We start from the raw sequence: 20,289 nt of genomic DNA on the forward strand, positions 1-20,289 counted from the left end.
TATTTTTTCAGCAAATATTTAATAAATAAAAATATAGGGTACCCCATAGAGTACTCTATAGGGTACTCTATTTATGAAATATAGCAATACATTAAATCTATGTATGCAGAGAACAAGACTTGACCCTAAGCTTTTATAAACAAACCACAAAATATACAAATATCTTTTTCTTCATACTTTAATCTAATTATTAAACTACTTTAATTATACCAAATTTCCTCAAAAGGTTCGAGCGTCCAATTCGGGGTATAAAAAAATAACACGAGTGTTAGCGTTATTTTAGTCAGCTCCGGGAGCTGGGCTATGTTAGAACCTATTTAATGTCATTCAAATAAAGAAGTATTGGCAAAAGAGAAATACCATCAGATATTTTTTTAGATTTTAATAATTTTTCAACGCTTTCTATGGACATCCATTCAACCTCACTAACCTCGTCTGTATCAAAAGATTTTTGGGCGCTCTCCTCTATTTCACCAAATACTATATGCACCATTTGGTTTGACATTCCGTTTGACGGGTAGAATGATTGTTTTACTTTCAAGTTCTTGGTTTTATATCCAGTTTCCTCCAACACCTCCCTGTCTGCAGCCTCCTCTGGTGACTCACCAACCTCAACTCTCCCGGCGGGTAATTCCCACTCTATTTTTTGAGTTGAGTATCTGAGCGCTTTTATAAAGCAAATATTATTTTTAGAATTTACCAAAAGAGCGACAACTGAGTCAGCAGGATAATCCAGTATATGATATTTTTCAATTACACTGCCTGAAGCCATCAAAACCTTATCACTATACAGGTTTATGTAGTTACTGCTATATATCACTGTTCTTTTTAACTTTTTTGGTAATTTATTTTTTCCCATATTTTTCAAATTACTTTTTATAATTATACCAAATTTCTCTAATCGGTTCGAGCATCCGATTTGGGGTATAAAAATATACCTAATATTAGGCGGGGCTAGAGGGGGCAGGTCTTGAATTAAGACTTTCTATTTCTTTTTCCAGTCTCATATTCCAAGGCTATCTCCCCCCCCCTTGTCTTCAACGGTTAATTTCCGCCTATCCGTATTTTTCAATAATTTCTTTTGGGTTGATAACAGAATAGCAATACACACTTTTTTCAACAAATATTAAATAAATAAAAATATAGGGTACCCCATAGAGTACCCTATAGGGTACTCTATTTATGAAATATAGCAATACATTAAATCTATGTATGCAGAGAACAAGACTTGACCCTAAGCTTTCTAAGCTTTTCTGAATGATATATATTTATCAAAAAAATATATATCAATTGTCCCCAATAATGTATTTGCAAAAACACAGTGTTTTCTATTTATATTCTAATATGCTATAATATTGTGAAGGTGTGGACAACTAGAAAATAAATAGAAATAATATTATGATTACTAAAAAACAAAATGAAGTATTATCATTTATAAAAGCCTATCAAAAGAAAAAGGGGTACTCTCCTGCCCTTGAAGAAATACGGAAAAATTTTAAACTATCTTCTGTCTCAACTGCTCATCACTATGTAAAAAAATTGGAAGAGTCTGGCCACCTAGAAAAAGAAGATAACCACCCCAGATCAATAAGTCTTTCTAATTCTGGTGTTATAAATATTGAAATAGTCGGAATGATCACTGCCGGCCACCCTATAGAAGCAGTAGAGAACAAAGAAGAAACCATATCAGTCTCAGCAAAAGATATTGATCTCAATGCAGAGTATTTTGCTCTAAAAGTAAAAGGAGAAAGTATGATAGATGAGGGAATATTTGATGGAGATACTGTAATTATAAAAAAACAGTCTGTAGCTGAAAACGGGCAAACTGTTGTTGCAATAATTGATGATAATGAGGCCACTCTAAAAAAACTATATAGAGAGGATGGCAAATTTAGATTACAACCAGCAAATCAAAGTATGCTTCCCTTTTATAGGAAAGAAGTAGAGGTTAGAGGAGTTGTAATAAACGTAATCAGAAGTCTTTCGGAAGATAAACCGGGGTTAAGGACTCTTGATCTTTTTGCTGGCATAGGAGGAATTCGTCTTGGTTTCGAAAAATCTGGTTTTAACACAGTCTTTGCAAATGATTTTGACAAAGCATGCAAAGTTACTTATGACCTTAATTTTAAAACAGCAAAACTTGTAGTTGAGGATATGAGAAAAATAGGGGTCAATGATTTGCCGGAATTTGATTTTCTACTTGGTGGCTTTCCTTGCCAGTCTTTTTCGATAGCTGGCTACAGAAAAGGCTTTAATGATCAAGATAGAGGTAACTTATTTTTTGATATAGCTAGAATAATAGAAAGCAGGAGGCCTGCTGGTTTCCTGCTTGAAAATGTAAAGAATCTTAAGGGTCATGACGGGGGAAAAACTTTCAAGATTATTGAAAAAACTTTAAAAGACCTAGGATACCATGTTAAATCAAAAATTTTAAACAGCATGGAATATGGGAATGTTCCTCAAAACCGAGAACGAATATATATTGTAGGTTTTAAAACTAAAAAATTTATTAACAATTTTGAATTTCCAAGTCAAGTAAAACTTAAAAACAAGATTACTGACATTCTTGAATCAAAAGTAGACAGTAAATACTATTATAATGGAAAACCATTATTTGAAAAAATAAAGAATGATGTGAAGGAAGTTGGTAAAGTTTATCAATGGCGAAGAAAATACGTGAGAGAGAATAAAAAAGGCGTATGCCCCACTCTTACTGCAAACATGGGAATGGGCGGACACAATGTTCCAATTATTAAAGATAAAAAAGGAATAAGAAAACTGACGCCAAGAGAATGTGCATCAATTCAAGGATTCCCCAAAAGCTATAAATTACCAAAACTAGCTGATTCTGCTCTCTATAAACAATTAGGTAACTCAGTTACCGTAACCACTATTGAAGCAATAGCAAAACAAATGAAAAATGCTATAAAAACTTAAACCCCAGCAAGTTGACTTAAAATAGCCCAGTTCTCTTTATATTTCTGAAGTCGGCTTAAGGCTTTTGAACTACCCATGGATTGTATGTCATCAATTGGGATAATGTAACATTCACCATTCCTGCCATCGACAACCAAAATTATATCACAATCATCAGAAGTATACTTATAAGTTCTCTGTTCAACATCACGACTTATCTGTTGTCCACTTCTACCCCCTCCCGTAAACCCAACACTTCCCCCTGAAGTACCCTTAATCTGAACACGCAACAATTTATTATTACCAACATCAATAATCGCATCATATCTTCCATTAGTTACATCTGCTCTCGAACAAGGAAATCCAGCCTTCATACATCTCCCGACTCCTATCATTTCATCGGCATTCCCATTAATTGATCTAAAAATACCTTCATTTATTTCTGTTAAATTTTTTGCCCATTCATTTCCATTGCTTACCATACTTTTTTATTATTTACTATATTAAGAAAATAACTAGCTTGATTATAAGTATAGTTCTATTTCCCCCTTGCGTCAAAAAAACACTAAATCTAATTTAGTGTTTTTTTACTTATCCTTGAGTTTTGTATGGGTCTCTCGAAAAACGCGCATGTCTATTCGAGAACAGGGATTCGAACTAACTTATTTATCGTTAAAATCTCCTAATAACCCCTTTCACAACTCCCTGTACTATCAAATCCTTCACAAATATAGGTTCCATGCTAGAATTGGCTGGTTGCAGTCTTATGAAATCTTTTTCTCGGTAAAACTTTTTTAGTGTAGCAAAAGCATTGTCGAGTAAGGCGACTATTATATCTCCATTTTTAGGGGATGGATTTCTCTCAACAATCACAAAATCTCCGCTCAATATCCCCTCGTCTTTCATTGATTCACCTTTTACTTCAAGTACATAAGAATTTATATTATCGGTCACAAAGTTGGCGGGAACTGCAATTGTTTCCTTTGTTTCAATGGCTTCAATTGGCTCCCCGGCAGTGATTAAACCAGCTAAGGGAAGTTCTATAGCTTGTGCCCATTCTATTTTGTTGTCGATCAATTCGATTGATCTGGCCTCGTTGTGAGACTTTTTAACTAAGCCTTTTTTTTGTAAGGCAGAAACATGAGCGTGAATTGTTGCTGTGCTTGAGAGTTCAAAATTATCCCCTATTTCCCTGTAGCTTGGAGAGTATGAATTTTTTTGCGAAAACTCATTGATAAAATCAAGAATTTGTCTTTGTCTCTTTGTTAAGTTATCTCCCATACTTTTTTAAATTCTAATATCTAAATTATAAATTCTAAATAGAAAATATAATCATAAAATACTTTTGAATTTATTATTTTTAACATTTGAATTTGTCTAGAATTTAGTGCCTAGCATTTAATTATATTATACACGAACAAAAGACGAAAGGCAAGAGTAAACAAAAAGGCCTATTAAAGGTCTTTTTGTTATATTTTAATATCTATTATATGCGTAATATACAGAAGGGTTAGTGGTGACTGATACCTGCTCTCCTGTTTGAGTCCAGTCGTAATTGTAATTAGTGTTGTTATTGTTGTAGTAAGTATTTGATGTACTGCCATATCGTTTTACCGTTATTGAAACTGTGTCAATCTGTTTCCAAGAGCCACCATTGATTTTTATAAATACTTTTATTTTATGATTCCCTTCTGGCATTGTGCCAAAGTTGTTATCGTTATAATTATATTCCCAATTTACTCTACCAGGTCTTCTTTCAGGGCTTTCAAGTGTCTTGTAACGAGTTCTTCCGTCTTTGAAGAATTCGTGTTTGATTTGCAAAGTATCAACATTCCTAATATTAGAAAGTTTAGTTAAAACCACTACATTTTCATTGGTGATAAAAGTTGTTTTTGGATTATCAAGAGAATAGATATATCCGCTATTATGGCGAATATTATTGTCTGATTGAGTCCAAGTATAATCATAGCTTGGATTATAATTGTGGTTATTGTTGTAATCATAGTTATAATTGTTCACCTCAATTTTCTTCTCTCCAAGATATTTATACGAATCATTGTTTACCTTTATATAAGTTTTTATTCTGTAATCACCTTCTGACAATCTTCCAATATTATTTTCTATATAACTTTGTGCCCAGTATGCATTATTGGGTCTGTAAATACCGGATTCGCTATTTTTAACAAGTCTATTGCTAGAATTATAAACATCTTGTTTTATTCGGAAAGTATTTATGTCACGTATGGTGTTTAATTTCACTAATGTATAAATATTTTCACTGGTTCTAAATTCTGATCTTTCATTTCGGATTGTTTTAGTGTTATTGCCAGTTCCACTAACTCCAAAACCAGTTTTTATATACTCATAACGGTAGCCTGGCGATGATCTATGGTTATAATTGTAATTATTGTAGTTATGGTTATTGCTATAATTGTTATTAAAATTATTGTTGTTGTAGTTATTGTTACAATTATAGTCATTATAGGCACATCGATCATTATAATTAGTATACGAACTACCTACAGTAAAATTCTTTTGAGATAATTCACGATAATATCCTCCATCAACACTGATGTAGGTTTTTAGGTTATAATTCCCGCTGGCAAGTTTTCCAAAGTTTACCCAAGAATAAGTCTCTGACCACCATTGCCCATATGGTCTATAGACTGGTGAATAAAGAGTTTCATATATATTGTTATTTGAAGAATAAGCAACTTGCTTAAATTGAAAAGAGTCAACATTTCGAATATTGAAAATTCTTGTCAAAGCATAGACATTTTGACTAGAAGAAAAATTTGATTTTTGATTTACAATCTCATAAACAAATCCATTTGTATTTCTAACATTGTCACCAAGAACGGTTGAGCGAAAACTAAAATCACCACCACTCGCTTTCAGTGGAGAAAATGGAAGTAGAAAAAAGATAGATAAGAATGAAATAATGAGGATTTTTTTCATATAATTTGAATTAATTTAAAATTATGTTATCCCCTCCTTATGATTACATGATAGCATGAATTAAATTAAAAATATATTAAATAAAAAAAGTCACTAATATAATAATTGGTGACTTTTTTATATCTATAGTCTTGTAAGTTTGACTGTGCATTATTCCTTTTAATTTTTTTAGTGAAAAGTAAAAAAAAAGGGGGGGGTAAGCTAACTTATTATTGACAATTATCAATAAATTTGTTATGTTATTTAGCAAACAAATGTAACCTTAATTAAAGGAGGAAGTACAATGAAATTTAAAAAATTTAATTGGGATACGAATGAAGTGTGGGGCCAAGTCAATTCTCTTAATGACTGGAAACGAATCGTTGACGCTCAACATGCCTGCGATTGTGAGATGAACAGTACTGAATTAATGAAAATGGCAAAGTCTACAGTTGAAACATCCGCCATCTTTCTTGGAGGCGAAAATCCGCCAGAAGATCATCTGCCAAACTTTGGCCTCCGTCGTGAGCACATAGCGTTAACGACCCTGGAAGAATGGGCAAGAAAAAATGACATGTATGAACTTCTAATCAGTGTCTAACACGTACCTTTATTAGATACAAAAGCCACATGGTTCGACCAGTGGCTTTTTTCTTATTCTGATAAATTTTTTTGTGCGCCGTACAGGATTTGAAGGGATAAATCCCAACAACTCAATCGTAAGCGTGTATATTGTTTCCATTTATTTTTGCCTAGAAGCAACATCTCAATATTTCCTTACACTTATCTCAAATACAGGTTCTGCATCTGCACGGTCACACAATATAAAAACCCGCAAAAGGCGGGTTTATAGATTGTGCGCCGTACAGGATTTGAACCTGTGACCGTCTGCTTAAAAGGCAGCTGCTCTACCAACTGAGCTAACAGCGCTCTACTATGCCAAGGCTTCGTAGAGCAGGCTCTAAAAGACAGGGCTTTGTACTGTTTTTACATACCAAAACCAAACTGGTTTTGGTATGCTTGGGAAAATAAGTTCCTCAAGCAAAAAAAAGAAAACTGCAGACGCAGATTATCTTAATTTAGTTAAATAATAGCAAAAAATATATTATTTGGCAAGACCTATTATAAATAATTAGTCAAGTCTATAATTTATTTATTATTAGCAGTTTTTCCACACATTATAAAGACAAAACCCACTTGTAAATATTATTATATTAGTATAATATTAGATAGTAATATGAGTGATAAAATAGTAGACAAAATACCACCTCAAAACATAGAAGCTGAAGAATCCGTTCTTGGCTCTCTTTTGATTGATAAAGATGCGATGATTAAAATCGCTGATTTCTTGTCTGAAAATGATTTCTACATGAACGCTAACAAGCTTATCTTTCGGACAATGTTGGAGCATTTTTCAAAGCAAGATCCAATTGATATTATTAGTGTAGCCAGCAGAATGGAAGATAAAGGTGAGATTGAGAAGATTGGTGGTAAATCATATTTAACGAAACTATCAAATTCTGTCCCGACAGCTTCCAATGTTGTTCACTACGCACAAATCATTCAAAAAAAAGCTACCTTAAGAAGGCTATTAAATATCGCTAGTGAAATTGGTGAACTAGGGTTTAAAGAAGATGAGAACATTGATGACCTTCTTGATATGGCTGAGAGTAAAGTATTTAGTGTTTCTCAAAAATTTCTGAAGAACACTTTCGAACCAATTACAAACATGCTTAATTCTGCTTTTGATAGAATCGATGACCTTCACAAGCAAAGTGGTAAGTTAAAAGGCATCCCAACTGGCTATGATAACTTGGATAAACTTACATCTGGTATGCAAAAATCTGATTTAGTTATTCTTGCTGCCAGACCCAGTGTCGGTAAAACATCTTTTGCTCTTGATATTGCAAGGAACGCTGCCGTCAAAGGGAAAGCTTCGGTTGGCCTCTTTTCCCTTGAAATGAGTAAAGAACAGTTAGTAGACAGAATGTTGTGCGCTCAATCAAGTGTAAATCTTTGGAAAATGAGGACTGGAAATCTTTCTGACAAAGAAGAAGACAATGATTTTGCAAAAATTGCAGAGGGAATGGGTGTTTTGTCTGATGCTAAAATATTTATTGATGATTCTGCTGAATGTTCAATTACTGAAATCCGAACAAAATCGAGAAGATTACAAACTGAGCATGGTCTAGACTTGGTTATAGTTGATTATTTGCAACTTATGCAAGGTAAAGGTGGCTACAAAGACAATCGTGTTCAAGAGGTTTCGGAAATTTCACGTGGACTAAAGAGTCTTGCCAAAGAGTTAAATATTCCAGTACTCGCGCTCTCTCAGCTTTCTCGTATGGTTGAACAATCAAAACCAGCTCTACCTAAATTGTCTCATTTAAGAGAATCTGGCTCAATTGAGCAAGATGCAGATATTGTTATGTTTCTTTATAGAAAATCAGCTGATAGAAATTATATTAAGGAAGATCTACCTCAAGATGAAAAATTTTCTGCCCAACTTCTTGTTTCAAAGCATAGAAATGGACCAACTGGAAACGTTCATTTGTTCTTCGATGAAGATACAGCAAGTTTCAAAAATTTAGATAAATCGGGTTATGAAGAAGTTCCAGAGTTTTAAACTCTAAAACCTAAATACTAAATCCTAAACAAATTAAAATTTTTTAAATTAAAAATACAAAATATTTAAATTTAGAATTTTTATCATTTGGGCTTGTAGTTTGTTTAGAATTTGATGCTAGAATTTAGAGCTTAAGTAAGCAGCTCTAACAAATAAAATAAAATAATAATAAAACCTATGTTCAACAAATTAAAACAATTTAAAGATTTAAGAAGTCAGGCTAAAACTATGCAAGATGCACTTGCTGGAGAGTCTGTAAGTATAGAAAAAAAAGGGATTAAGATGACTATGAATGGAAATATGGAAATTACTGAATTAACAATTCCTGAAGAGCTAAATAAACAAGATATTTCAAAATACATGAAAGAGACTGTTAATGAAGGGATCAAAAAGGTTCAAAAGTTAATGTCAACAAAGATGCAAGAAATGGGAGGTCTTTCTGGTCTTGGAATGTAGCAAAAATGCACTACCCTAACTCGATAAAAAAACTAGTTGAGCAGTTTGCAAAACTACCCACCGTTGGCCCAAGAACGGCCGAACGTTATGTTTTTTATTTACTCAAACAGAATACTGCCTATCTAACCGAATTTGGTGAGGCACTTATTGACCTTAAAAAAGGGATTAAGATATGCAAAAGCTGTGGTGCTGTTGCGGACAAAGAAGATTGTGATATTTGTTCTTCCAAAAATAGAGATCATTCTTTGGTTTGTGTTGTTTCAAATACTAGAGATATGATATCAATTGAAGATACGAGAGAATTTAATGGTGTCTATCATATTTTGGGCGGGCTCATTGATCAGATTAATGACTTTGGACCAGATAAACTAAATATAAAAAAACTTGTGGAAAAAGTTAAGACGGGGTCCGTAAAAGAAATAATTCTTGCCCTAAATCCAAACATTGAAGGCGAAACTACATCAATGTATGTTCAAAAATTATTTACCAATGACAAAATTTCTATCACAAGAATAGCCAGAGGTTTACCCGTTGGAGCCGATATTGAATATGCTGATAATATGACAATCACGAACGCACTCAAGTATAGGAATAAATTAAAATAAGGTCCTGTCATTCTGAAGGAGTGTAAGCGACTGCGAGAATCTCAAGCCACGAATGAGATTGCCACTCTCACTTCATTCGCTCCCCGCATACTGACGAGGCAAGCGAAACGACAAAGTGGGGAGATTATTGAATAGTAAAAAAGGCTCCCGGGTGGGTGCCTTTTTGTTGTTCAATCAAATTTGCAAATTTCTGAAGTTGTAGACTTAGAAGAAGATTTTCTATGAATAAAAAACTTTAGAAACAGCGAGACTTCAAGAAAAAAATTATTGACTCTTTCTTGAACTGTCATTTTTTCAAGATTTTGCCTATAAACCTCTTTCATTTTTATCTCCTCAATTGAATGTTATATTTGAAAAAAGCTATTGAATTTTGGAAATCTCAATTTCAGTAAACATTTGTCTGTGACCGATGTTTCTTTTATATCTGGTTTTATTCTTATATTTAAACACATGTATTTTTTCACCCTTTGCTGTTTCTAAAACTTTTCCTTCAACTACTTCACCAAGACTTGGTTTTCCTACAGTAAAATCTTTTGCATCCTCAGTAGAAATTAAAAGAGTCTCGAACTTAACTGTATCTCCTACTTTAGCTTCAAGTTTTTCTATTTTAAGAGTATCACCCTTTTTAACTTTGTATTGTTTTCCGCCTGTTTTGATTACGGCAATTTTTTCGGCCATATGAGTATTATTATTGATATTAAATTATGAAATAAAAGACGCTTGATTTCTCAAGCTATGTATATTATAGCTAAAAATAGATAAATGTCAACTACTTTTTCTTTGAAATAGCTTTAGCAATTGAAATAACTGCTTTTTTATCAGTAACATTAGGTAAAATATTATTTTTGCTAGGAGTCTTTACGGTATACGCTAATGCAATAGCCGCTGATATTTTCATTTTTTGAGTGACTTTTTTGACTCCAGAGTCAAGTAAACCTCGGAATAAGCCAGGGAAAACGAGAGCATTGTTGATTTGATTTGGAAAATCAGAACGACCTGTGCCAACAATATATGCTCCACCCTCTTTTGCTAAATCTGGAAGTATTTCAGGATTTGGGTTAGCCATCGCAAAGATGAATGGATTTTCTGCCATACTCTCGACCATTTTTTTGCTAACTAAATTAGGTTGAGATACACCGATGAATACATTAGCGCCCATTAGAGCTCCTTCAAGATTACCCTTGTATTTCATCTTATTTGTTTTTTCTGCAATGTCTTTTTTGTATTTATTCAATCCTTTTCTACCTTTGTAAATCGCACCTTTGCTATCGAGAAGAATTATATCTTTAATTCCTTGTGATATTAGTAAACGAGTGATAGCAATCCCGGCTGCACCCGCTCCACTTACAACTACGCTTTGCTCTTTCAGAACACTCCCTGCAATTCGACATGAATTGATTAAGGCTGCCAAAACAACAATTGCAGTTCCATCTTGATCATCATGAAAAACAGGAATATCTAATTCTTTTTCAAGTCTTTCAAGAATTTCAAAACACCTTGGAGATGAAATGTCTTCAAGATTTATTCCTCCAAAACTTGGTTGAATTTGTTTACAAAATTTTATAATTTCTTCAGTATCTGTTGTGTCTATACAAAGTGGCATAGCATCAACATTAGCAAATTCTTTCAAGATAATAGACTTCCCTTCCATGACTGGCATAGCACCTTCAGGTCCAATATCTCCAAGACCCAAAACAGCGGTTCCGTCAGAAACTATAGCAATTTGATTTGCCCTATTTGTCATTTCAAAACTTTTTTTCTTGTCCTTTCTAATAGCCGATGAGACAGCCGCCACTCCAGGAGTATAGGCAATTGATAAATCATCTTTTGTTTTTAACTTCATTTTTGAAGTAATCTCAATTTTTCCTCTTTTTAGTTTATGCTCACTTAGAGCTTTTTTATTGTAATCCATGTTTTAAATTTATAATTGTGAATTTATAATTTAGAATGAGTTATATGTAGGTTTTTCCTTTTAATTCTTTTGGTAGGTAACTTTGTTTTTCATTATAATTATGATCTGGTGAATATTTGTAATCCTTGCCATAATCCAATTCTTCCATCAGTTTTGTCGAAGCATTTCGCAAATGCATCGGAACTTCTAGGTTTGAGTAGTTTTTAATATCTTGTCTGACTTTATTGTATGCCGTATATAGCGCATTTGATTTTTCACATTTTGCCATATAAACCACTGCTTGAGATAATATCACATTACACTCTGGCATACCAATGAAATGACAAGCCTGATAAGCGGCTACAGCTTGCTCTAGAGCGCGAGAATTCGCAAGCCCAATATCCTCAGAGGCAAAACGCACTATCCTTCTTGCAACATATAGAGGGTCCTCCCCTGCTTCTAGCATTCTTCCCATCCAGTATATAGAAGCGTTGGCGTCTGACCCACGCATTGATTTAATTAAGGCAGAAATTATGTTGTAATGTTCTTCACCATTTTTATCATACTGCAATTGAACTTGTTGAAACGCTTCTTTTAATATTTCCTTGGTCACTTTTGTATTTAGGGAAGAAGCATATTCTAAAATATTTAAGGCCGTTCTAGCATCCCCGTTACTCATTTTGGCTAAAAGTTTTATTTCGTCATTTTTTATTTCAATATTTTCTTTTAAACCAATCTCTTTATTGTCAATTGCATTTGTAATTATTTTGATTAGACTTTCTTCATCCAATCTTTTTAAAACAAAAACTCGACATCTAGACAAAAGAGCATTCCTTATTTCAAAACTGGGATTCTCTGTTGTCGCTCCAATCAATGTTATCGTTCCATCTTCGATATGAGGCAACAATGCATCTTGTTGTGATTTATTCCAACGATGAATCTCGTCAACAAAAAGAATGGTTTTCTTATCATAAATTTCATTCTCCTTTGCAAATTTAATAACCTCACGAAGATCTTTCACCCCAGAAGTTACTGCGCTAAGCTGAGAAAATTCGGCGTTTGTTTTTTTGGTAATAATTTTTGCTAAAGTAGTTTTTCCACTCCCCGGAGGTCCCCAAAGTATTATTGAAGGAATTTGGTCAGCCTCAATAGCCTGTTTAAGCATTTTCCCTTCGCCAACAATATCATCCTGACCAAAAAATCCAGACAATACATCTGGTCTAATTCTGTCCGCTAATGGAGATTTATTCTTTGAGTTTTTTTCCATAAAAGAATATTAACATAAAAAATAAATAAATCAATAAAAAAGCCTTCAGGTTCGAAGGCTTTATATGGTTGGTATTTAAAAAATTCAATACTCCATTCCTGGAATAAGAGCTCGATTGCTTGTTTTGAAGGAGTTATTCAATTGATTGTCGGCCTCAGTGGAAACCTTTTCTTCTTTTGTGTTGTGTTTTGGGCAGAAATAGCTTGGCGTCCAGTCATTACTTTCCGTTTCCGGTCCTTGCGTCCAATCATCTGGTGTTTTAGTCTCCTCTAAGTGGGGGTATTTTGAAACATCAAGCGTGGAAGTTTCTTTGCACCCTGGGTAGTCACAAGAGTGAACGATTAGTTTTGGCATAATAAACTCTCCCTAAAATAAGTGTGAATTTAAAATGAACTGCTATTCTCCAAATCTCCTTTGTCTATTATTATACTCTTTTATGATATTGTCAACATCACCCTCTTCAAAATCAGGCCAGTATTTTTCCATGAACATAAGTTCGGAATAAGCTCCAGCCCAAAGAAGGAAACCTGATAATCTATTTTCACCAGAGGTTCTAACTATTATATCAGGGTCAGGAAGACTAGAATTATACAAATATTTTTTAATCATTCCTTCATGGACTTGATCTAACTCAATATTATTCTTTACCATTTTTTTAACAGCATCCACTATCTCCGCTCTTCCTCCATAGTTAAGACAGATATTTAGCGTCCCTCTTGTCCCTGCCTTTGTTTCATCCATTGCTTTTTGACATGCATCTGGCAAATCACCTGGAAGCTCTGAAATACGACCAGAAATAAGGAGTTTAAAGTTTTTTTCTTTAGCCACTTCAAGTTCTTCTTCAACGGCCCTGCCCAAAAGTTTCATTAAATAATTTACTTCATCCTGACTTCTGTTCCAGTTTTCTGTTGAAAAAGCGTATATTGAAATAACTTCAATTCCTCTATCAAAAAACCAGTCAGTTAATTTTTTAACTTTCTCATAACCCATAAGATGGCCTTCAAAAGTTGGCAAATTCCTTTCCTTGGCCCAACGTCTATTTCCATCCATAATAATACCTACATGTTTTGGTATAATAAGTTCTTGTCCCGGGCTACCCTCCCTGACATGGCCATTCACATTGTCTTTTTTATTTTTCATATTATTTTTTTATTTTAATCAATAATCACTTTCACTAATTTTAATCTATCCGTAAGACCACTCAATATCTTAACATTATTTTTATTAACTTCAAAAACTTTACTTAGATATTTTATCAATTCTTTATTGGCTTTTCCTTTTTCTGCTTGGGCTTTTATATCAATCTTAATTGTATCATCTTCTAACCTATCTCGATAAATAGTTTCACTCGAATTTGGACTTACTTTTATTCTTAAATATACCTCCCCTTCGTTTTTAAATTTACCAATTTCCTTCTCAAACATTATAATATTTTGCTTCAGTATACTAGTATACTGAAGCATTATTTTTCTCTTATTAATAAAGCATTTGGAATGTCTCTTCCTGGGCCGACCATATATTCATCGTTGTAAAAAAGAGCTGCCGAATAACCACCATCTAAATTTAGAGCATACTCCATTTCCATTGATTTTAAAACGTTAGCAAGATTAACTAAAGTAGAATTGTAAGTAACAATCAAATACATTTTATCTTCTTTAAAGGATAGAGCATTTCTCGTCGCTTTTACATTCCTTTGTTTTTCGTCAATATCCCATTCAATTAAAATATTTTTACCGTCCTCTATCAATCTTGGTTTATTACTAATTGCTGCTTGGAGTTTTACGTTATTTGTAGCTTCAAAATCTTCTACACTTTTAAACTCCCTAGAATCTTTGAAATAATAGTATTTGTTGTTAGTATCAAAAGCAACAACTGGCCCAGTGGTCCAGTATTTTAATTGGTCATCATTGATAAGTTTTTTTTCTATCGAATTATAAATAGGGGCAAAATAATAATTTGTAGAGCATCCGCTTGAAGAACAAAAGTAAGAACCGTTAATAGCTGCGAAGGCATCGTTCTCTATCGCAAAACTAGCGAGAGTCTTTGCCGCACATCCAGATTTGCAATTGTAGTCCTCGGCAGTATCGGTAATTATTTCTATATTGTCTGAACTTAAATCAATCTCAATATAGTCAACAGAAAATACGCCATCCACTGTATCAACTTTGGTGTGCTCATATTTACTATATGAATTAATGGATTCATTAAAACCTGGCTTATGAATAAGGGCTAGATTTTCTCTTGAGATACCCAGGGACAGCCTACGCATGATTTGAAAAGCATCATCCGGTCTTCCTAGGTAATATATTTTAAGGTCATCAGGGTTTACATACCAAGCCTCTCCGTTTTCCTCGACTTGCAATATAATCAATCCTGAAAGACTGCGAGCTAAGTCAATATCACCATCGACAGGATTCCCCTCTTTGGCTAATTTTTGAAAATTAAATTCGGTTATTCCAAGACCGAGTTCACGCATTAAGGAGAATGCATCAGCTGGACGACCAAGGAAATATCTTTTATTATCTTTTGGGTAGATATACCAAGCTTCACCGTTTTGCTTCACATTAAGAAGAATCTTTCCAGAAAGTTTCTGAGATAAACTTTCTGCCGAAACAAAAGATGGCAAGACTATAAAAATAATTATACTAAATAATATTTTTTTCATTTACTTCAATAAGCTCTTATAAACTCTATATGGCTTTGGTCCAACCAAGGGTTCACCATTTATAAAGACCAAGGGTGTTCCATAAATATTAGTGGTGCCAACATTATAAATATTATTATCTATGGCGGTTGTTGTTTCAGGGGAATTAATACATTTGTTAATTTCTTCAATATTGTACCCACTCTTTTCAAGCGACATCAATAAATATTCAGGATTATTCACATCTTCTATTTTTGAATCAAACATTAAGTTCATAAAGTCCCAGTAATTTCTAGACTTATCGACTTGAGCACAATAGTCATATTTTGAAATATAGTTAGATTCATGATTGACTGGTAAATGTCCAAAATAAAAATTTGGTTTTTCTTTTTTTAATAATTTCATAATATCCGGATAGACTTTTCTGGTATATTCACAAGTATAACAACCAATAAAAACTACAGTGTTTTCTGAGTTATTATCAATAAATAACAATTTATTTAAGTCAATAAAATCAAGAGTCAAGTCATCTACTCCTAATTCTTCAGGTGAACAAATTGATTCCACTGGAGAGACTTTATTGTTTTCTCCAGTTGGGTCAAAAAGACAAAAGCCATCTTCATTTATTCCGTTGCAATTTCCGTAAAGGTAAAAGTTGTATCCACCACGAGCAACATATGCAGTACTTGCAATCATCAAAATAAAAAATATCCAAGCAATTAACTCAAAATACTTATTAAATATTTTAGCAAAAAAAGATGAACGTCGCATTAGAGCTACTAAAATAATTCCTCTTACTTTTTCCCTAAACCCAGTGTTGCATGGCCTAAAAGTAACTCGACGAAAAACGCAATCAAAAGCTTCCTTGGCAAACTTTCTGTGAGTTGCTGAAAATATTCCAAGTATGGAGAAAACAAGTAGAGCTATAAAACAGAACATATTATTTTAGTATTTTTAGTATTTTATTAAATTCTAGTATAAATTTTTGAGCTTCTTCTATCGTGTTATAAAAAGAAAGAGAAATTCTGAGTGAGTTTTCAATACCACGAGAATTAAACCAAGAATGAACACAGTGCTGTCCGGAACGAAGCATGATACCTGCGCTTCTATCGAGCATAATTGAAAGTTGATGAACATCTAGTCCGTCAGAATAAAAAGAAATAATTCCCGATCTTTTTGATGGATCTATTGGGCCAATTATTTTAAGTCCGTCTATTTTTGACAATTCAGTAGTTAGGTAGGTATTCAAAAGTAGCTCTTGTTTAGCTATATTTTTAAAACCAACTTGCCTTATATATTTGATTGCCTCACCTAAACCAAGAATACCTGGAAAGTTTTGTAAACCAGCTTCGAAGCGTTTAGGGATTGGCATCAATTCAAAATCATCGTAAGTTGAATTAGAAACCGTTGACCCTCCTAGAAGAAATGGATTTAAAGATTCAAGTAAATCCATCTTTCCATAAAGAACTCCAATACCGCTTGGTCCGAATATTTTATGTCCTGAAAATGCAAGAAAATCTGCATCCAAGTCAGAAACATTAATTTGTTCGTGAGCAACGGTCTGTGCTCCGTCCAAAAGAACTAAGGATCCATTCTTATGAGCAATATTAATAATATCTTTAGCGGGGACTGAGACACCGTCAAGATTTGAAGTCATTCCAATAGCAACTAGCTTTACTTCGGGAGTCAACATTTCCTTAAACCTATCTAAATTAAATGTATTGTCTTGGTTTGATGGAATCACTTTGTGAATTAATCCTTTTTCTTTAGCTAAATATTGCCAAGGTATTAAATTTGAGTTGTGCTCTTTATCACTTGTGAGAATAACATCACCTTTCCTAAATTTAAAACTTTTTGCAAGGAGATTGATGCTTTCAGTAGTATTTCTTGTAAATATAATCTCACTAGACTTCTTTGCCCTAATAAATTTAGCAACCTCTTTGCGAACATCTGAAATATCATTTGTTAGTTTTTCTGCTAAAGAAAAATTACTTCGACCAGCACAAACAGGATAGTCTGTATAATATTCATTCATTTTTTCAATAACAGAAACTGGCCTCAGGGTATTGCAGGCATTGTCGAAATAAATATTCTTATTTGATTTTAGAAAAGGAAAATCCTTTCTTGTTTTTTCTATATTCATATTTTTGACGTACGTACGCACGTAAGTACGCTCGTACGTACGTTAAATCCCTTTGTCAGAAATAAATTTGTTTAAAGCTGAAGTTAATAGCGACAATAATATACTGAAAATTAAAGCGGCCACAAAACCATCAACTGAAAATCCTTCCACGATTGAGGCTACCAACATTATCATTAAGGCGTTTATAACGAAACTAAATAACCCAAGCGTTAAAAAATTTATAGGCAAAGTGAGTAAAACCAAGAATGGTTTAATAAAAATATTTACTAAACCCAAAATTAAGGCTGTCCATAGTGCTGCCCAAGGGCTAGCTATTAAGACACCTGGAATAAAATAAGCAACAATTATTACTGAAAATATTGTAATAATAGATTTCATCAACATATATTTATTTTAAATTAATTAGCTCCATAGAATTTATTGTCACATCCTTCAATGGATGATTTCTATCATTCTTCTCTACCCCCTCTATGGCCATAACAACATCAAGCCCACTAAAGACTTCACCAAAATTGGTGTGTTTTCTATCGAGCCAGGGTGTGGATTCGGCTGTTACGATAAAAAATTGAGAACCATTGGTGTTTGGTCCAGAATTAGCCATGGCTAAACTTCCTTTTACAAGTTTATATGAATTAAATTCATCAGGGAATTTATATCCAGGTCCGCCAGTTCCATCATCTGCCCAGTTGTCATCTTTTGAATTTGGATCTCCTCCCTGAATCATAAAATTAGAAATAATTCTATGAAACTTTGTTCCATCATAAAACCCTTTTTGAGCTAGATTAAGAAAATTGTTAACAGTCAAAGGTGAATCTTCTGTATAGAGTTTAATTTCAATATCGCCCAAATTTGTTTTCATTTTAACCCCATTGTATTTTTTGGCTAAATCAACTAATTCAACTTTCGGAACCTCTGGTTGTTTTTGGATTTGAGTCTGAGTTTCGGTTGGAGCTTTCACTGCCTCTTGACTCCTTAGCTCATTTAACTTATCAACAACTTCCCTATCATTGTAATTATTCAATTCTTTTGGAGCATTGTTTTCATCTAATACTCCGGTAGTTTTTGAGCAAGCGCTAAGTGCAAATACCAATAAAAATAGTAATAGATATTTTTTTGACTCGATGAAATTTATTGTATGGCGCATAGTTTTATGATTAATTCTTATGAATAAATAATACTACAAAATTCAATATCAAACAATAACTTTTTTTAATAATTTTACGGCAATTTTGTAATCTTCGATAACGATTTTTTGTCCTTCTGGCATAATCTTATTCCAGCTTCTTTCTAGTTTGGCTAACAACCATTTAGCTCCTTCTTCTGTTTTGTATGCATGAACACCGTAAGCCAAATAAAACATGTCAGCTAGCTCGGTAATGTGTGACATAGCGTCAGCAGAAGCTAATATTTGAGCTTCTAGGCTGTTTTTGCTCATTACAATACTACCACGATGTGAGATAATAGAAACTTCAATCATTTTAATCTTTTTTTGATCAAAATGTTCATTTTCAAGTATTTCCCTGGCCATTTTTGCACTGTGAATATGGTGTTCTTTTTCAAGTTTTATATTAACAATTGCTGAATAATCATGCAATAAAGCTGCTAATTCAATCACTTCTAGGTCAGCGCCCATTTTTCTTCCTAAAAAAAGACTGTGAGAAACGACTGGCTGAATATGATGCGCCCAAACAGTGTTGGTGTAGACATTATTTGGTGAGAAACAAGCGTCTTTTACGAGCTTCTCTATTTTGTTCTTTATATGTTTATACTTTTTATCCATAATATTGACAAATTAATATAATTGTGTTAAAAAAGTGAAGAATGTTCATTTCAAAATTTATAATAAGGAGAATATATGCAAAACTCAAGTTTTACTATACTTCCTTTAGCAGTTCTAAATATAATTTTGGAAACAGCTAAATCAATGCATAAAAACGATTTAATTTTTTCTGATCAATTATTCACATTCCCAATAACTAATTTTAAACAATTAGTTATTGAAGCGAAAATTAGAAGACTTGGAATTTTTGATTTAGAAAACTTGGAAAATGTAGGAGTACTATCTTTTGAAAACAATAATTGTTTTACAATAAATGGACCAATAAAAATAATCTGGAAGATCAAATTAGAAAAATACAATCAAGAACAACGAGCAATTACTGTTGTAGAAATAATTAAATCTATCAACCCAAAAATAAGAACTCAAGTGATAGTCGAAGGAAACAAATAAACTGGAAAAGGAGAAACAAATGTCAGAAAAAAAGATAATTGAAATCTCAAATGAAGAAAAAGTGAATTTACTTCAGGTTATTCGAGAAAAAATTTTAGAAGATGGCTTATCTTTCTTTTGCCCCATAACCTCTGTCGAGATTCAGAATATCGAAGAAGATCTAAGTAACTCGGAGAGGACCGTATATGAAATAAGAGGATCTCAAAATAGCGTGTTTTATTTACTTGACTTTACAAATTCAGATTTTGACGAACGATTTGAAACAATTAAGTTAGTTTGGGTTTTAAGGTTCGAAGATCAACGTAAGTTAGATGAAAAAACAAAAGCACTAATGAAAACCCAGGAAAATTTTATGGGGCCCGAAGGTGATGCGATGAGAAGTGAAATAAAAAAATATACAGATGACAAAAAAGCAGCAAAAAGCGAAACAAAAAAGCTTGTCGCTTGTCTAAATAGGGATCATACGCAAAACTATCAAATTGCTATCCATAAATTTTAAAAATTCTGAACAGAAAAAACTTCTTGTCACGAACACCTCTAACGATAGAACGAAATCCTTTAATCTTTGCATTGA

Annotated in this window: 23 protein-coding genes and 1 tRNA gene; 7 read left to right on the plus strand and 17 right to left on the minus strand. The window is 33.1% G+C overall.

Going from position 1 to position 20,289, the window contains the following annotated elements; translation table 11 throughout:
• Positions 1-313: 313 nt before the first annotated feature.
• Positions 314-859, minus strand: a complete 546-nt coding sequence (locus tag PF572_00290) for an NUDIX hydrolase (GenBank protein ID MDA3839504.1) — start codon at positions 857-859, stop codon at positions 314-316.
• Positions 860-1,398: 539 nt separating this feature from the next.
• Here PF572_00290 and lexA (PF572_00295) point away from each other — a divergent pair.
• Positions 1,399-2,937, plus strand: coding sequence for a transcriptional repressor LexA (lexA, locus tag PF572_00295; protein ID MDA3839505.1), 1,539 nt, complete (start codon positions 1,399-1,401; stop codon positions 2,935-2,937).
• Here lexA (PF572_00295) and PF572_00300 read toward each other — a convergent pair.
• The 3 genes from PF572_00300 to PF572_00310 form a co-directional block, all read right to left on the minus strand.
• Positions 2,934-3,398: a group I intron-associated PD-(D/E)XK endonuclease gene (locus tag PF572_00300; protein ID MDA3839506.1), complete on the minus strand. Its 465-nt coding sequence runs from the start codon at positions 3,396-3,398 to the stop codon at positions 2,934-2,936. The two genes, lexA (PF572_00295) and PF572_00300, sit on opposite strands and share 4 nt — an antisense overlap.
• 190 nt (positions 3,399-3,588) lie before the next feature.
• Entirely contained in the window at positions 3,589-4,197 is a 609-nt protein-coding gene (gene lexA / locus PF572_00305; protein MDA3839507.1) for a transcriptional repressor LexA, read from the minus strand.
• A 195-nt stretch (positions 4,198-4,392) separates the two neighbouring features.
• On the minus strand, positions 4,393-5,874 hold the full coding sequence (locus tag PF572_00310) for a hypothetical protein (protein ID MDA3839508.1): 1,482 nt from the start codon (positions 5,872-5,874) through the stop codon (positions 4,393-4,395).
• Positions 5,875-6,193: 319 nt separating this feature from the next.
• Here PF572_00310 and PF572_00315 point away from each other — a divergent pair, with 319 nt between their 5' ends.
• Complete coding sequence (locus tag PF572_00315) at positions 6,194-6,454, plus strand: hypothetical protein (protein MDA3839509.1); 261 nt, start codon at positions 6,194-6,196, stop codon at positions 6,452-6,454.
• Between the two features lie 256 nt (positions 6,455-6,710).
• On the opposite strand, the gene PF572_00320 is transcribed toward PF572_00315, so the two are convergent.
• A tRNA-Lys gene (locus PF572_00320) sits at positions 6,711-6,783 on the minus strand.
• 307 nt (positions 6,784-7,090) lie between these two features.
• On the opposite strand from PF572_00320, the gene dnaB reads away from it, so the two are divergent.
• From dnaB to recR, 3 genes are all read left to right on the plus strand, one after another.
• Positions 7,091-8,479, plus strand: coding sequence for a replicative DNA helicase (dnaB, locus tag PF572_00325; protein MDA3839510.1), 1,389 nt, complete (start codon positions 7,091-7,093; stop codon positions 8,477-8,479).
• Positions 8,480-8,656: 177 nt separating this feature from the next.
• Positions 8,657-8,935, plus strand: a complete 279-nt coding sequence (locus tag PF572_00330) for a YbaB/EbfC family nucleoid-associated protein (GenBank protein MDA3839511.1) — start codon at positions 8,657-8,659, stop codon at positions 8,933-8,935.
• A 5-nt stretch (positions 8,936-8,940) separates the two neighbouring features.
• On the plus strand, positions 8,941-9,540 hold the full coding sequence (gene recR, locus PF572_00335) for a recombination mediator RecR (GenBank protein MDA3839512.1): 600 nt from the start codon (positions 8,941-8,943) through the stop codon (positions 9,538-9,540).
• A gap of 360 nt (positions 9,541-9,900) precedes the next feature.
• On the opposite strand, the gene rplU is transcribed toward recR, so the two are convergent.
• The 12 genes from rplU to PF572_00395 all read right to left on the minus strand — a co-directional run bounded on the left by rplU (position 9,901) and on the right by PF572_00395 (position 19,265).
• Positions 9,901-10,218 carry a 50S ribosomal protein L21 gene (gene rplU / locus PF572_00340; protein MDA3839513.1) on the minus strand — a complete coding sequence of 106 codons (318 nt, stop codon included), beginning with the start codon at positions 10,216-10,218 and terminating at the stop codon, positions 9,901-9,903.
• 91 nt (positions 10,219-10,309) lie between these two features.
• Positions 10,310-11,452, minus strand: coding sequence for an NADP-dependent malic enzyme (locus PF572_00345; protein MDA3839514.1), 1,143 nt, complete (start codon positions 11,450-11,452; stop codon positions 10,310-10,312).
• A gap of 40 nt (positions 11,453-11,492) precedes the next feature.
• Positions 11,493-12,698 carry a replication-associated recombination protein A gene (locus PF572_00350; protein MDA3839515.1) on the minus strand — a complete coding sequence of 402 codons (1,206 nt, stop codon included), beginning with the start codon at positions 12,696-12,698 and terminating at the stop codon, positions 11,493-11,495.
• Positions 12,699-12,782: 84 nt separating this feature from the next.
• On the minus strand, positions 12,783-13,052 hold the full coding sequence (locus PF572_00355) for a hypothetical protein (GenBank protein ID MDA3839516.1): 270 nt from the start codon (positions 13,050-13,052) through the stop codon (positions 12,783-12,785).
• Positions 13,053-13,094: 42 nt separating this feature from the next.
• Entirely contained in the window at positions 13,095-13,838 is a 744-nt protein-coding gene (uppS, locus tag PF572_00360; protein ID MDA3839517.1) for a polyprenyl diphosphate synthase, read from the minus strand.
• Between the two features lie 14 nt (positions 13,839-13,852).
• The gene (locus tag PF572_00365) at positions 13,853-14,122 is read right to left on the minus strand and encodes a DUF167 domain-containing protein (GenBank protein MDA3839518.1); all 270 of its coding nucleotides are present in this window, start codon (positions 14,120-14,122) and stop codon (positions 13,853-13,855) included.
• A 38-nt stretch (positions 14,123-14,160) separates the two neighbouring features.
• A complete protein-coding gene (locus PF572_00370; GenBank protein MDA3839519.1) occupies positions 14,161-15,363 on the minus strand; it encodes a phosphodiester glycosidase family protein in 1,203 nt (400 codons plus the stop codon).
• Positions 15,364-16,281 carry a thioredoxin domain-containing protein gene (locus tag PF572_00375; protein ID MDA3839520.1) on the minus strand — a complete coding sequence of 306 codons (918 nt, stop codon included), beginning with the start codon at positions 16,279-16,281 and terminating at the stop codon, positions 15,364-15,366.
• Position 16,282: 1 nt separating this feature from the next.
• Positions 16,283-17,485, minus strand: a complete 1,203-nt coding sequence (locus tag PF572_00380) for a cysteine desulfurase (protein MDA3839521.1) — start codon at positions 17,483-17,485, stop codon at positions 16,283-16,285.
• 42 nt (positions 17,486-17,527) lie between these two features.
• A complete protein-coding gene (locus PF572_00385; GenBank protein ID MDA3839522.1) occupies positions 17,528-17,869 on the minus strand; it encodes a phage holin family protein in 342 nt (113 codons plus the stop codon).
• A 4-nt stretch (positions 17,870-17,873) separates the two neighbouring features.
• Entirely contained in the window at positions 17,874-18,344 is a 471-nt protein-coding gene (locus PF572_00390; GenBank protein ID MDA3839523.1) for a peptidylprolyl isomerase, read from the minus strand.
• A 333-nt stretch (positions 18,345-18,677) separates the two neighbouring features.
• Entirely contained in the window at positions 18,678-19,265 is a 588-nt protein-coding gene (locus tag PF572_00395; protein ID MDA3839524.1) for an HD domain-containing protein, read from the minus strand.
• 75 nt (positions 19,266-19,340) lie between these two features.
• On the opposite strand from PF572_00395, the gene PF572_00400 reads away from it, so the two are divergent.
• Both PF572_00400 and PF572_00405 read left to right on the plus strand, forming a co-directional pair.
• Positions 19,341-19,715 (plus strand): hypothetical protein, encoded by a 375-nt coding sequence (locus tag PF572_00400; GenBank protein MDA3839525.1) that lies wholly within the window; start codon positions 19,341-19,343, stop codon positions 19,713-19,715.
• A 19-nt stretch (positions 19,716-19,734) separates the two neighbouring features.
• Positions 19,735-20,214, plus strand: coding sequence for a hypothetical protein (locus PF572_00405; protein MDA3839526.1), 480 nt, complete (start codon positions 19,735-19,737; stop codon positions 20,212-20,214).
• Positions 20,215-20,289 lie beyond the last annotated feature (75 nt).

It is taken from the genome of Patescibacteria group bacterium (assembly GCA_027858235.1).
In the GTDB taxonomy this organism is placed as follows: Bacteria; Patescibacteriota; Patescibacteriia; order Patescibacteriales; family BM507; genus BM507.

Excerpts from the sequence above, each read along its gene's own strand:
- rplU (MDA3839513.1), bottom strand. The coding sequence starts at position 10,218 with ATGGCCGAAAAAATTGCCGTAATCAAAACAGGCGGAAAACAATACAAA.
- lexA (MDA3839505.1), top strand. The coding sequence starts at position 1,399 with ATGATTACTAAAAAACAAAATGAAGTATTATCATTTATAAAAGCCTAT.
- PF572_00350 (MDA3839515.1), bottom strand. The coding sequence starts at position 12,698 with ATGGAAAAAAACTCAAAGAATAAATCTCCATTAGCGGACAGAATTAGA.
- PF572_00370 (MDA3839519.1), bottom strand. The coding sequence starts at position 15,363 with ATGAAAAAAATATTATTTAGTATAATTATTTTTATAGTCTTGCCATCT.
- recR (MDA3839512.1), top strand. The coding sequence starts at position 8,941 with ATGCACTACCCTAACTCGATAAAAAAACTAGTTGAGCAGTTTGCAAAA.
- PF572_00380 (MDA3839521.1), bottom strand. The coding sequence starts at position 17,485 with ATGAATATAGAAAAAACAAGAAAGGATTTTCCTTTTCTAAAATCAAAT.
- PF572_00310 (MDA3839508.1), bottom strand. The coding sequence starts at position 5,874 with ATGAAAAAAATCCTCATTATTTCATTCTTATCTATCTTTTTTCTACTT.
- lexA (MDA3839507.1), bottom strand. The coding sequence starts at position 4,197 with ATGGGAGATAACTTAACAAAGAGACAAAGACAAATTCTTGATTTTATC.
- PF572_00400 (MDA3839525.1), top strand. The coding sequence starts at position 19,341 with ATGCAAAACTCAAGTTTTACTATACTTCCTTTAGCAGTTCTAAATATA.
- PF572_00345 (MDA3839514.1), bottom strand. The coding sequence starts at position 11,452 with ATGGATTACAATAAAAAAGCTCTAAGTGAGCATAAACTAAAAAGAGGA.
- PF572_00405 (MDA3839526.1), top strand. The coding sequence starts at position 19,735 with ATGTCAGAAAAAAAGATAATTGAAATCTCAAATGAAGAAAAAGTGAAT.
- dnaB (MDA3839510.1), top strand. The coding sequence starts at position 7,091 with ATGAGTGATAAAATAGTAGACAAAATACCACCTCAAAACATAGAAGCT.
- PF572_00375 (MDA3839520.1), bottom strand. The coding sequence starts at position 16,281 with ATGTTCTGTTTTATAGCTCTACTTGTTTTCTCCATACTTGGAATATTT.
- PF572_00290 (MDA3839504.1), bottom strand. The coding sequence starts at position 859 with ATGGGAAAAAATAAATTACCAAAAAAGTTAAAAAGAACAGTGATATAT.
- uppS (MDA3839517.1), bottom strand. The coding sequence starts at position 13,838 with ATGAAAAATAAAAAAGACAATGTGAATGGCCATGTCAGGGAGGGTAGC.
- PF572_00355 (MDA3839516.1), bottom strand. The coding sequence starts at position 13,052 with ATGCCAAAACTAATCGTTCACTCTTGTGACTACCCAGGGTGCAAAGAA.
- PF572_00385 (MDA3839522.1), bottom strand. The coding sequence starts at position 17,869 with ATGTTGATGAAATCTATTATTACAATATTTTCAGTAATAATTGTTGCT.
- PF572_00390 (MDA3839523.1), bottom strand. The coding sequence starts at position 18,344 with ATGAAAACAAATTTGGGCGATATTGAAATTAAACTCTATACAGAAGAT.
- PF572_00395 (MDA3839524.1), bottom strand. The coding sequence starts at position 19,265 with ATGGATAAAAAGTATAAACATATAAAGAACAAAATAGAGAAGCTCGTA.
- PF572_00330 (MDA3839511.1), top strand. The coding sequence starts at position 8,657 with ATGTTCAACAAATTAAAACAATTTAAAGATTTAAGAAGTCAGGCTAAA.
- PF572_00300 (MDA3839506.1), bottom strand. The coding sequence starts at position 3,398 with ATGGTAAGCAATGGAAATGAATGGGCAAAAAATTTAACAGAAATAAAT.
- PF572_00365 (MDA3839518.1), bottom strand. The coding sequence starts at position 14,122 with ATGTTTGAGAAGGAAATTGGTAAATTTAAAAACGAAGGGGAGGTATAT.